We start from the raw sequence: 12,074 nt of genomic DNA, 5'->3' as shown, positions 1-12,074 counted from the left end.
CCATAGACCCGGTTGCCCGGCGTGGCGGTCACCCTCTCGCCGACCTCCTTCTGCACGAGAAGCACGAGCCGCCGCGGAAACGGGTCCAACTCGAGCAGCCGGAAGAGAAGAGGGGACGTGATGCCGTAGGGCACATTCGACACCACGAGTGCCGGTCGGTGCGGATCGAGGAGACCCTGCAGGTCCACCTCGAGCGCATCGCCATGCACGACGGTGACGGACGCGCGATCCGCATGGCGATCGGCCAGTTGTCCCGCCAGCCCGTCGTCCTTCTCGACCAGCACGAGGTGCCGCACCTCCCCGACGATCAGATCGGACAGCTCTCCGTGGCCGGGCCCGATCTCCAGCACTTCATCGTCGGGACGCATGTGGAGCTCGCCGACGATCTTCCGCCGCAGGTTCGGATCGACGAGGAAGTTCTGGCTGAGGGAACGCTTCGCCCGAGCGCGGATCACTTCACTACCAGCGCCGTGCGGTCGTCGGCCGCGATGCCGCCCGGCGCGGCCGCCAGCTCGAACACACGATCGAGGACCTCTCGCGAGCTGGCCTCGGACCGGTCCATCGCCATGCGGGTGAGTCGCTCGTCGGACCACAGCCGGTCACTGTCCAGGCACTCGCTGATGCCGTCCGTGAACATGAGGAGCAGGTCGCGTCCCGGATTCCACTCCACCTCGCGCTGCGCGTAGGTATCGAATTCCGCGATACCGAGCGGAGGGTTGAGCGCGTCCAACCGCTGCACGCCCGACGGGCTGATCCGGAACGCGTGCGGGTGACCGGCATTCGCGTACCGCAGGACCCCCTGCTCCGGGTCGAGGACGGCGTAGCAGAGGGTCATGTACATCTCGGTGGACTCGAGCTTGCGCACGAGCTCGTGGTGGATCCCGCGCAATACTTCGGCCGGCTCCTCCCGGTCCCGTACGGTGAGCGAGGCGGCGCTCATGGTCAGGGCCATGATCAGGCCGGCCGAATAGCCATGCGAGCTGACGTCTCCGAGCATGACCCCGAGTCGCTCGCCCGGAAGTCGGAACAGGTGGTAGAAGTCACCGCCAACGGACTCTGCCGGCTCGCAACGGGCCGCCACATCGGCGATCCCCACGAAGTCCTCGAGCTCCGGCAGGAGCTTCATCTGGAGGTGATGAGCCAGCTCCAGCTCCACGAGCATGCGCTCCTGAACCAGGCTGTCCCGGGCGAGCCGGTCGTTCTCGATCGCCGCCGCGAGATGGGCCCCTACGGTCGCCGTGAGGTTGACCTCGGACTGCGAGAAGGTCTCGCGGCCCTCGGCGCCCCGGACCAGCAGGACGCCGACGGCGAGGGAGTCCCCATGCAGGGCCGAGTGCCTGAGCGGAACCGCGAGGAGCGTTCGATCCGCCTCCGAGCGTGCATGACCGCGTCGCGGCCGGACCTGAGCCATCTGTCGGCTCAACGCCCGGTCGATCCACTCGGCCTCGTCGGCCGGTGGGTCCTCCCCGGCCTCCCCTGCCAGCGGACCGCCCGCTGCGAGAAGTCGCGATCTCCCCTCACCGTTCGGCACCCGGATGACCGCACGATCGGCCCGAATGACGGCGGCGAGTCGCTCCAGCAGGCGAGCCGCCGCCCTCTCGAGGTGAATGACCGATCCGAGGATCTCGCCCACGGAGGTGAGGAGATCGATTTCTTCGTACCGATCGGCCAGCTCCACGGAGAAGAAGCGGGCCTCGGTCTCGGAAGCGACCAGTCGACTGGCCGACTCCCGAAGCAGCGCCAGCCACCGCCCGTGGTCATCCTCGGCGACTGGCGGGACCGCGAGGCGGATCCGGACGGAAGGCATGACCAGCCACGACGACTCGGTGTACTCGCCTCCTCCGGGGATATCGAGTGAGTCGTGTGCCGTCACCTCGGACCCACCCCGCTCCACGATGATCCGGAAGCGGTGTCCGGTGATGCGATGAAAGGCGGTGAGGTATTCCTCGAGACGCTCGCTGCGCACGGGCCGAAGGGGCTGCGCGGCCGGCTCTTCGGACTCGTGCCCGCGCTCCGGGGTCGGCCGGGCGTCCGTCATGGGCCTGCGATCCACGGTCTCACTCCCGGAGGGTGAGCGTGATCGAGTTGCCGCGCTCGTTGAAGCGGACTTCGTCGGCGAGTGACTTCAGCAGGAACAGCCCCCGTCCATGGCTGCGCTCCCGGTTCTCGGGCCGCGTCGGGTCGAGCACCGCTCCCGGATCGAAGCCCGGCCCCTCGTCCGTGACCGTGACCTCTGCGGATCCGGGCCGCAGATCGACCGCCACGCTCACCTTCTTCTCCGGGTCCTCCCGGTTTCCGTACAGGATGGCGTTGGACAGCGCTTCGCCCACGGCGACCCGCAGGTTGAGAGTCGCCCGGGAACCGGAGAAGGCCAGCCGCTGACACGCCTCCACGACTTCGGATACGACTTCCCTCACGAACCGGACACTCGAAGGAAACTCGAGGTGCAGGTGGCCCGTCAGCCCGCCAGGGCGTCGCGCTTCCGTGCCCCCCTCGCCGGCGAGGTGCTTGCGCCACTTGAGGCCCAGCTCATCCGCATTGATCGGATGGAAGAGGTAGTCGCTGCACCCGGCCGCCAGAGCCGGGATCAGGCCCTCGACCGACTCGTTGTCGACGACGGCGATCAGCTCCGTCCGACGACCGAAGGTCAGACGGGCTTCTCGCACGGGCTGGGTCTCGTCCGCGAGATCCATGAAGGCCACGCCGGGCGGATCTTCCGGCCAGTCCGCCCGACCGGTGGCTACGCGGCACTCCGCGCCGAGCGGTCGGAGCCCCAGGGCCAGGCTGTCCGCCACCTCCTTGCGTCGCGAGCAGATGAGAGCAGCGCCCGAAGCAGGTCTCACGACTCAGAACTCGCCGAGAGCCCGGGCCCGCGTGTCAGCGATCTGAAACAGCGTATCCAGCTTCGTGAGCTCGAAGAGGGTACGAAGATCTTCGTTGAGACCGGCGAGTCGAAGGGCGCCCCCGGACTCCCGGATCTTCTTCGACAGGCTGACCAGCACGCCGAGACCGCTCGAATCGATGTAGCTGGATCGCGAGAAATCGATCAGGAACCGGCGATCCCCGGCTTCCAGCCTGCCGAGCACCGTGTCCTTGAGCTCCTGCCGGTTTCCGACGATCAGCTCGCCACCCACTTCCACGACGGTGATTCCGTTCATCTCGGAGATTGAAAACATTGCGACCCTCTGAAGCTGGAGTCCGTGTGATTCACGCCGCCGTGCGCGCCGCTCCCGCCATCAGCGCCGTCACGTAGGCCATGTGTACGATGTCCTCCGTGGACGCTCCGCGCGAGAGGTCGTTCAGAGGCCCCGACAAACCCTGCAGCACCGGGCCGAGCGCATGCCAGCCCCCGAGGCGCTGCACGAGCTTGTAGCCGATGTTGCCCGCATCGAGACTGGGAAACACGAGCACGTTGGCGCTCCCCGCGAGTGGTGACCGCGGCGCCTTGCGCATCGCCACGTCCGGCACCAGGGCCGCGTCTGCCTGCAGCTCGCCGTCGCAGACCACCGCCGGCTCGCGGTCACGGAATCGGCGCAGCGCCTCCCGCACGGTCCGCACCGAGTCTCCGTCCGCCGAGCCCAGGGTCGAGAAGGACAGGAACGCCACGCGTGGCTCGTCGCCCACGATGAGCCGTCGGGCATGACACGCCGCCTGGGCGATCTCCGCGAGCTGGTCGGGTGTCGGCGCGGGCACGACCGCCGCATCCGTGAAGGTGAGCACATCGTTCGCGCTGCCTTCGGGCCTGACCATGTAGAAGGAGCTCGAGACCGTCGCCATGCCCCGGGCCGTGCCGAGAATCTTCAGGCCCGCCCTCAGCACATCGGCCGTGGAGCTGCGTGCCCCGGCGACCACTCCGTCCAACCGGCCCTTCCGGAGCTGAGCCACGGCATAGCGAAGCGTGTCGACCGGACCGCCAGAGCCGATCTCCGGAAGCAGGTCCGCCACTTCCCCTCTCCGACCGGGAGCGTAGGGGTCGAGAATCTCGATCCCGGTGCCGGACAGAGGCCCCTCGAGAGCCGCGACGGACTCCACGATCACCGGACGAACCGCCTCTTCCGCCGCGAGCCTTCGGATCGCATCCCGTGTCCTCGGCTCCGTGGCTTCCGGAAAGCCGATCCGGAGGCCCGCGCCCGCGGCGCGCTCCCTGAGATCCTCGAGAAAGGTCACCGTCCGGCCACGGCGGGTCCATACACCCGGGTCAGCTCCCGGAGCACAGAGGGTGGAACGAAGCTCGAGACATCCCCACCCAGCCGGGCCACCTCGCGCACCAGCGAGGAGCTCAGGAACGTGTACTGGTTGGCCGGTGCCATGAAGATGACCTCGATTTCCGGCGACAGGGATCGATTCATCAACGCCATCTGAAACTCGTACTCGAAGTCGCTCACGGCCCTGAGCCCCCGGACGATCAACCGCGCTCCCCGATCGCGAGCGAAGTCGACCAGGAGTCCCTTGAACGAGACGACCTCGACCCGCGGCTCATCCGAGTAGACCTCCCGCGTGAGCTCCACCCGGCGCTCCAGGGGGCAGACGGGCGACTTGTCGTGCGTGGCGGTCTCCGCGATCGCGATCACGACGCGGTCCACCAGACGCAGGCTGCGCCGGACGATGTCATCGTGACCCAGCGTCAGCGGGTCGAAAGACCCGGGGTAGATCGCGACTCGTTCGTCAACCATGGGCGGCTCCTTCCGTCGGATCGACAAAGATCGAAAGCACCGTATCCCCGTACTGTCGTTCCCAGTCCGGCACGATCGAAAAACGTACTCCCTCGCGGTGCTCCACGCACAGCAGGCTCGCGAACGGTCTCGTGGCGAAGATCGATACGAGCTCGGCTGCGTGCTCAGATGCGTACGGCGGATCCGCAAGGACCAGGTCCCACCGCCGCTCGCCTCCCGTCGGCTGCCCGCGGACGAATGAGAGCGCCTCCCGTGTCCAGATCTCCGCCCGCTTCTGGACGCCCAGCGCAGCGAGATTCCGTCGAAGGATGTCGCACACGCGGCGGTTCGATTCCACGAAGGTCACGGTCGCGGCGCCCCTCGAAAGAGCCTCCAGACCGAGGGCGCCCGAGCCCGCGTACAGGTCGAGGATGCGGGCGCCCGGGAGCCGTTCGGCGATCGTGCTGAACCACGCTTCGCGCACCGCCTCCCGCGTCGGACGGGTACCACGCCCGGAGGGGGCCCGTATGCGGCGTCCACCGAACTCGCCGGAGATGATGCGCAGGCTCACGTCCTCGACGGCCGGAAGTCCAGCAGCCTCGCCTGGACCTCTCGCCTCCCCCGCCAGCGATTCTCGGCGATCTCGAGCGCCACGTCGGCCGGGCCCGCGTCCCGTGCCTCCTGCAGGCGCTTGCCGAGCCCGAAGCCGATCGCCGGAACGCGGTGCCCATTCCGCTCCAACTGAAGTCTCAAGTGGTTGCCGTCGTTCCCCACGCGCGTCGGTCGCTTCAGCTCCACCCTTCGGGTCAGGAGGACGGGATTCGGGTTGCCCGCGCCGAACGGCGCGAGGTGGCCGAGCCACCGCAGCAGGTCCGGACCGATTCGCTCGAGCGGGACCTCCAGGTCGAGGCGAATCTCCTGCACCGGATCCCGGTCGAGCAGCTCCTCCCTCGCGATGTCACGGAGTCGGGACGCCAGCTCCTCCACGTGGCGGCGACGAACCGTGAGGCCGGCCGCCATACGGTGACCGCCGAACCTCTCAAGCACGGGGCCGCATTCCTGCAAGGCATTGAACAGGTGAAAGCCTTCAACGGACCGCCCCGACCCGCGCCCCACGTCGCCGTCGAACGCGATCACCACGGCCGGTCGGTGATACCGCTCGACGAGGCGAGACGCCACGATTCCCAGGACGCCGGGGTGCCAGTCGTCGCCCCACAGCACCACAGCCCGGTCATCTGCGCGCAGCCGGTCGCGGGCCTGGCGCTTCACATCCGCGTAGACCCGGGCATCCATCGCACGTCGCTCCGCATTCTGGCGCTCCAGGTGCCGGGCCAGGCGCTCGGCGGTGGACTCGTCGCGGGCGAGCAGAAGCCTCAATCCCGAATCCGCCTCGGCCATGCGCCCGACCGAGTTGAGGCGGGGAGCCAGACGGTACGAGATGTGCTCCGATTCGATCGGCAGGTTCGGCGCGACGCCCGCGCTGTCGAGCAGGGAACGCAGTCCGGGCTTGCGACTTCTCTCCAGCACGCGAAGCCCGGCGCGGACGAGCACCCGGTTCTCCCCCACGAGGGGCATCTGGTCCGCCACCGTGCCCAGGGCGACGAGGTCGAGATGCTGGTTGAGGCCCGGAGAATCGCGCCCGTCTCGCTCGTAGAGCGCCGAGAGCAACTTGAACGCCACTCCGACTCCGGCCAGGTCGCGGAACGGGTACCGACTCCCGGGCAACATGGGATCGACGACGGCCACGGCGGGAGGCAGTTCCCTGCCCGGCCGGTGGTGATCCGTGACGACGACATCGATGCCCCGGGTCGCGGCCCTCGTGACCGCATCGGTCGCACTGATCCCGCAGTCCGCCGTCACGATCAGGGTGGCCCCGATCCGCTCGGCCTCCATCAGGCCCGGCTCCGCGAGATCGTATCCATCCCGCGTCCGATGCGGAACGAACGCCTCGACCTCGCCCCCGAGATCCCTCAGGCCGAGCGTGAGTAAGGCTGCCGCCGACATTCCATCGGCGTCGTAATCGCCGTGCACGAGGATCCGTTCGCCGGCGGCCAGTGCGCGTTCCACACGGTCGACGGCCTCGAGCATGCCGGGTAGATCCAACGGCGAGTGGACCTCGGACAGGTGAGGCCGCAGGAAGGTCCGGGCCTCGGCCGGTGTCTCCACGCCGCGCCGGATGAGGACACGGCAGACATCCTCCGGCAGACCGATGGCCTCCGCGAGGGCACTCGCCCGCTCATCCGCGACGGGGAGCGGCCGGATCCAGCGTCTGCCGGAACCCGGTCGCTGCGTCATCGGACCGGCTTCCATCCCCGGGCGCTCCCCTCGAGGCGAGCGCGGAAGGACAGAGTCAATCCGATTCGTGCAGGATCACACCGCAGGTCTCGCACACCACGAGCACCCTTCCCGCGCGGATGACCTGTTGCGTCTGCAGCGGAATCGCCGTGTAGCAGTGACCGCACACGCCATCCACCAGGGGTGCGAGCGGGCTGTCGGTTCGCCCCATCCGCACCGTGTCATAGAGGCTGCGGGCACGCTCGTCGATTCGAAGCGCCCGGTTGCTACGACGATCGAGCTCGATCGCGATCTCTTCTTCGAGACGCTCGCGCTCCGCGTCGAGCTCGGCGATACGTGCACCGTATTCGTCCCGGCGACTCGCGATGTCCCCCTCGAGATCGTGAAGGGCGGATCGGGCCGTCTCCTGATCCTGCATCGCGTCGAGCATTTCGTCCTCGGCCGCTTCCAGGTTCTGTCTGGCCGCATCGATCTCGGCCCGCGCGGCCGCGTGTTCCCTCATGTTGTGGACGTCCTGCGCCCGGGTCTGGAGCCGCTTGAGGGTCGCACGACCGGCCTGCACCGTCCTCTCGGCGTGCCGAAGCTCGGATTCCGCCTCTTCGAGACGCTTCTTCAGTCCTACGGTCTCTCTCTCGAGGACTTCCAGCTCGGCGACCATGCGCTCCGTTTCGGCCCGAAGCGCGGCCACACGAGCCTGGCGATCTCCGATCAGCGTGTCGATCTCCTGCAACTCCAGCAGACTCTCGAGTGTGTTGCCTTCCATGGTCTCTCCGTACCGTGACTTCTCAGGCCCGTGACTCAGGCACGGGTCGCTTCTGAATATCGTCGAAGGAAACTCAGCGGCACGCCGGCCCCCCGGAGTTCCCTCGCCAGTTCGCTCTTCTCGACCAGCAGCGTCTTCGCCTGGTCTTCCTCGGCCAGCTCCAGCTCGCGGTCGATCTGGGCCAGACGGTCCAGCTTCGCCCGGTGCACGAGACGCCGCACCAGCTCGTCGAAGGCCGACCGCGGGTGCACCACTTCGGTGTCGTCGCCGCACAGCTCCGTCCACGCGGCTTCCGCTTCCCCGGCCAGCTCCGCCTCCCGGTCGCCGGCCGCGAGCAGTGCCCGATAGATATCCCGGAACACCGGGTCGCGGAAGTTCTCATCCCCGAGGCCGGCCTCGACCGCGGCCTCGAGCAGATCGCGGTCCCGCGACAGGAGCAGCAGCAGGGATCTCTCCACCGCTTCGCCACCCGCGGATCGCTCTTCCGGATCTTCCAGGCTTCGTCTGCCGCCCTCACGGGGGCCGCGCGCCCGCCGCGGGGTCGCCCTCTCCCGGGCCACCTCTCCGACCAGCGTGTCTCGCCGAACACCCGTCCGCTCGGCCGCGCGCCCGAGGTAGATATCGAGAAGGGCCGGATCCCGCACGGATCGCAGGGTGGACAGGAGACCGTCCACGGCGCGGCGCTTCCCCTCGATGGTATCGAGATAGCCCTGCCGCTCGAGGATCTGGAGCTTCCTCTCGAGCACGTCCACGGCATCGTCGATGTACCTCCGAAGCGCTCCCGCCCCCTCCTTACGGAGAATCGAGTCGGGATCCTCTCCCTCCGGAAAGGTCACCACCATGGGGTGGCAACCCGAGGCGAGCAGGATGTCACCGGCCTTGAAGGTCGCTCGCAGCCCGGCCGAATCGCTGTCATACAGCAGGTAGACCTTGCTGGAGTAGCGCCGCAGCAGGTCCGCCTGCTCGGAGGTGAGGGCCGTGCCCAGCGGGGCCACGGCGGTGGCGAAGCCGCCGATGTGCAGAGAGAGGGCGTCCATGAAGCCCTCGGTCACGAGAGCATGGTCCTCCCTGCGGATCGCGTGGCGTGCGCGGTTGAGTCCGTACAGCGTTCGTCCCTTATGGAAGATCGGTGTTTCCGGAGAGTTGATGTACTTCGGGGCGTGCGCATCGGCTTGCCCGAGGACCCTTCCTCCGAACGCGATCGGGCGATCGCGAAGGTCCCGGATGGAAAACATCACCCGATGGCGGAAACGGTCGTACGGCTCTTCGGTTCGCTCGCTGGTGGCCAGCAGCCCGGCCTCGAGCAAGGCCGGGTCATCGATGCCGCGCCCCGCTGCGGCTTCGCGGAGGTTGCGCCAGCCGTCGGGCGCGAACCCGAGGCCGTATTCCTCGGCGTCGGCCGGATCGACGCCCCGCCCCTGCAAGTAGTCCCTGGCCGGGCGACCGATCGAGTCGTCCAGCAGCTGGCCCCGAAACCATTCCTCGGCGAAGGCGGTCACCTCGCGCAGGTGAGCGTGCGGGTCCTCCCGGCGCTCCGAATCTTCCGGGACCTCGATCCCGACGCGCGAAGCCACCTGCCGAACGGCGGAAGGGAAATCCAGCCCGAGGTGCTTCATGAGAAAGGAGAAGACGTCACCACCTTCCCCGCAGACGAAGCACTTGAAGATCCCGCGGGTGGGGTCCACCGAAAAATTCGGCCCCTCTCCTCCGTGCAGGGGACAGGGGCCTCGGTAGGTCTTTCCGGATCGCTTCAGCTGGACGAACTCTCCGCACACCTCCAGGATATCGGCGCGCTCGCGGATCTCCTGAACCAGCGCGTCGCTAACCATCCGCGCCCGCTGTCTCCTTCACCGGAGCCCTCCGCACAGCTCAAGCAGTCGATCGTCCTCCGTTCAGGTCTCGCCACGCGTGAACTCGACTACGGTAACGCCGCTCCCCCCTTCCTGGAAACCTCCGGGCCGGTGCTTCGGCACTCGCCGATCCGCTTCGAGGAGCCTGGCCACTTCGGTGCGCAACGCTCCGGTGCCCTTGCCGTGGATGATGCGCAGGGTCGGCACCTCGTTGACGATGGCGGCGTCCAGGGCCCTGGAGAGCGCCTTCTCCACTTCGTCGACCCGGAGGCCTCGAAGATCGACCTCCGTTCGCGCTGCCAGCTCCGGAAGGGCGGCTGACGGTCGGCGCTCATCGGTGTGCACGGTGCCACCGGCCCCCGGCGCGAGGTCCTGGACCGGCACGGTGACGCGCACTCCGCCGGACTCGAGGACCGCGTCTCGACCGCGCACCTCGAGCAGCTCGCCCTCGATCCCGAGAGAACGAGACCGAACGACCTCTCCGATGTCGGGAGCGGGCTCCAGCCTGACCGCATCGGGTTCGGCGCCCCCCGTCGCCGCCTCCCGGGCACGGCTCTCGCGCAACAGGCGCTCGACCCCCGAACGGACGTCTCGTACGGCGGCTTCGAGCACGTTCGCTTCCTGCGAACCGCCCCGGGCTGGATCCATGGCGCTCCGGAGTCGCGCGATCTCCTCTTCCACGGCCTGGCGGGCCTCCAGCAGATAACGCTCGACCCGCCGCCTCGCCTCGCGCTCCACCTCCTGCTCGCGACGCCCGATTCGCGCCTCCGAATCCTCCGCCCGCTCCCTGGCTTCGCTCGCGGCGTGCGCCGCCCGTTGGGCCTCCCGCATCACCCGATCGAGCTCGGCCTCCCGCTCTTCGAGGTCCTTCAGCAGGGCCTCGACGCGTCGTTCCCCGCCCGTGAGCCGCGAGCGGGCAGCCACCAGCACATCGGGAGGCAGCCCGAGACGGCTGGCGATCTCGAGAGCATAGCTGCGCCCGGGGCGATCGCGCAGCAGCCGAAACGTCGGCCGCATGGCCCGAGCGTCGAACTGGAGGGAAGCATTCACGATTGAGGCCTCTTCGGCCGCCAGGTCCTTCAGCTCTCCGAGGTGGGTGGTGACCACGGAAAGCCCGACCTGGTCCGCGAGGCGCAGAAGAACGGCCGAGGCCAACGCTCCTCCCTCGGCAGGGTCCGTTCCGCCCCCCAGCTCGTCGATCAAAACGAGCGAGTGCTGGTCGGCGCTCTCCAGTATCGTGCGGAGACCCTCGACGTGCGCGCTGAAGGTCGACAGCGAGGCCTCGATCGACTGCTCGTCGCCAATCATCGCGTGGAACGAGCGAAACAGTGGAAGCCGCGTTCCCTCGCCGACCGGCGGAATGATGCCCGACTGGGCCATGGCCGACAGCAGGCCGATGGCCTTCAGGAGAACCGTCTTTCCGCCCGCGTTCGGACCGCTGATCAGGAGCACTCTCTCCTCGGCCCGAAGTTCGAGGTGAAACGGAACCACGGGCTCTTCCGCGGACTCGAGCAGGGGGTGCCGCGCGTCGACGGCCCGGTACGACCGCACCTCGTCCCCGCCATCCGGACCGGAACCGTCCTCTGCTGCCGCCGCACATCCGACGACGGGTCGCGCGCCCCCATGCGCCAGCGCGTACCGGGCCCGGGCGTAGGCCCCATCGGTCTCGGCCAGCGCCGCCAGGCTGGATGAGAGGGTCGGAACATCGGGTCGCAGCATCTCGGTGAGCTCGCGGAGGACGCGGTGAACTTCGCGGGCTTCGGCGCGCTCCAGCTCCGCCAGCCGGTTCATCGGCTCGATCGCCTCGGGCGGTTCGACGAACAGGGTGCGATGGGTGGCGGACTCGTCGTGGACGATCCCCCCGACCTGCGACCCTCCCTCCCGGCGGATCGGCACGCAGTATCGTCCGGACCGCAGGGTCACGGACGCATCCACCACCCGGAGGCGCTCCGGAAGGCGTTGCACGAAGCGCTCGAGACGCCGGACGAGGGCGGAACGGCTGCCGCGGAGGGCCTTTCGAATGCGGGCCAGCTGCGGAGACGCGTCGTCGGAGAGGCCTCCACCCGGATCCAGCGACCGATCGAGCCGGGACTCGGACTCCGGCAGTCGGACCAGCGCCTCGCCGAGAGCCGACAACCGGGGCAACTCGTCGGGGAATCGGCGGAGGTCGGCTCGCGCGAGACGGGAAGAGCGGAGGAGGGTCAGGATCTCGGAGAGGGCCTCCACGTCCAGCGTGGCTCCCTCTACCCCGGCCTGCCGAAGCCTGAGCTGCACGTCCGGGATCTCGGGCGGCGACCACCGCTCCAGGCGGAGCAGCAGGCCGACCATCTCGTCCGTCAGGGCGAGCGCTTCCGACACCGCGCCTCGATCTCTGAGCGGGCGGAGCGCCCCCACGCTCCTCCGTCCCGGATCGGACACGGCGTACCCGGCGATCTTCTCCAGCACCTCGGGGAACTCGAGGACCTCGAGGGCATGGCCGTCCTCGAGCGTCCGCGGAACCGGCTTCGTCACGGG

Annotated in this window: 11 protein-coding genes; all 11 read right to left on the bottom strand. The window is 68.7% G+C overall.

Features of this window, described 5'->3' with window-relative positions; genetic code table 11:
- A partial coding sequence (locus tag AC36XV_RS04855) for a ribosomal RNA small subunit methyltransferase A (RefSeq protein WP_492202552.1) occupies nucleotides 1–455 on the bottom strand: 455 nt, incomplete at its 3' end.
- Complete coding sequence (locus tag AC36XV_RS04850) at nucleotides 452–2,053, bottom strand: PP2C family protein-serine/threonine phosphatase (RefSeq protein WP_492202551.1); 1,602 nt, start codon at nucleotides 2,051–2,053, stop codon at nucleotides 452–454. The genes AC36XV_RS04855 and AC36XV_RS04850, both read right to left, overlap by 4 nt.
- A gap of 4 nt (nucleotides 2,054–2,057) precedes the next feature.
- Nucleotides 2,058–2,843: an ATP-binding protein gene (locus tag AC36XV_RS04845; RefSeq protein WP_492202550.1), complete on the bottom strand. Its 786-nt coding sequence runs from the start codon at nucleotides 2,841–2,843 to the stop codon at nucleotides 2,058–2,060.
- Between the two features lie 3 nt (nucleotides 2,844–2,846).
- Nucleotides 2,847–3,176 (bottom strand): STAS domain-containing protein, encoded by a 330-nt coding sequence (locus AC36XV_RS04840; RefSeq protein WP_492202549.1) that lies wholly within the window; start codon nucleotides 3,174–3,176, stop codon nucleotides 2,847–2,849.
- A gap of 31 nt (nucleotides 3,177–3,207) precedes the next feature.
- Nucleotides 3,208–4,167: a phosphate acyltransferase gene (locus AC36XV_RS04835; RefSeq protein ID WP_492202548.1), complete on the bottom strand. Its 960-nt coding sequence runs from the start codon at nucleotides 4,165–4,167 to the stop codon at nucleotides 3,208–3,210.
- Complete coding sequence (gene coaD / locus AC36XV_RS04830) at nucleotides 4,164–4,673, bottom strand: pantetheine-phosphate adenylyltransferase (RefSeq protein WP_492202547.1); 510 nt, start codon at nucleotides 4,671–4,673, stop codon at nucleotides 4,164–4,166. Before coaD ends, AC36XV_RS04835 begins: the two co-directional genes overlap by 4 nt.
- A complete protein-coding gene (gene rsmD, locus AC36XV_RS04825) occupies nucleotides 4,666–5,223 on the bottom strand; it encodes a 16S rRNA (guanine(966)-N(2))-methyltransferase RsmD (protein ID WP_492202546.1) in 558 nt (185 codons plus the stop codon). Before rsmD ends, coaD begins: the two co-directional genes overlap by 8 nt.
- Entirely contained in the window at nucleotides 5,220–6,947 is a 1,728-nt protein-coding gene (gene recJ / locus AC36XV_RS04820; protein WP_492202545.1) for a single-stranded-DNA-specific exonuclease RecJ, read from the bottom strand. The genes rsmD and recJ overlap by 4 nt, the downstream gene beginning before the upstream one ends.
- 55 nt (nucleotides 6,948–7,002) lie before the next feature.
- Entirely contained in the window at nucleotides 7,003–7,710 is a 708-nt protein-coding gene (locus AC36XV_RS04815) for a zinc ribbon domain-containing protein (protein WP_492202544.1), read from the bottom strand.
- A 35-nt stretch (nucleotides 7,711–7,745) separates the two neighbouring features.
- The gene (gene dnaG / locus AC36XV_RS04810) at nucleotides 7,746–9,539 is read right to left on the bottom strand and encodes a DNA primase (protein WP_492202543.1); all 1,794 of its coding nucleotides are present in this window, start codon (nucleotides 9,537–9,539) and stop codon (nucleotides 7,746–7,748) included.
- Between the two features lie 63 nt (nucleotides 9,540–9,602).
- On the bottom strand, nucleotides 9,603–12,071 hold the full coding sequence (locus AC36XV_RS04805; protein ID WP_492202542.1) for an endonuclease MutS2: 2,469 nt from the start codon (nucleotides 12,069–12,071) through the stop codon (nucleotides 9,603–9,605).
- Nucleotides 12,072–12,074: the final 3 nt, after the last annotated feature.

The organism is Candidatus Benthicola sp., assembly GCF_058719085.1.
Note: the sequence above shows the minus strand (reverse complement) of the source record. Positions and strands in the feature narration are given on the sequence as shown.

Excerpts from the sequence above, each read along its gene's own strand:
- coaD (WP_492202547.1), bottom strand. The coding sequence starts at position 4,673 with ATGGTTGACGAACGAGTCGCGATCTACCCCGGGTCTTTCGACCCGCTG.
- AC36XV_RS04815 (WP_492202544.1), bottom strand. The coding sequence starts at position 7,710 with ATGGAAGGCAACACACTCGAGAGTCTGCTGGAGTTGCAGGAGATCGAC.
- AC36XV_RS04840 (WP_492202549.1), bottom strand. The coding sequence starts at position 3,176 with ATGTTTTCAATCTCCGAGATGAACGGAATCACCGTCGTGGAAGTGGGT.
- dnaG (WP_492202543.1), bottom strand. The coding sequence starts at position 9,539 with ATGGTTAGCGACGCGCTGGTTCAGGAGATCCGCGAGCGCGCCGATATC.
- recJ (WP_492202545.1), bottom strand. The coding sequence starts at position 6,947 with ATGACGCAGCGACCGGGTTCCGGCAGACGCTGGATCCGGCCGCTCCCC.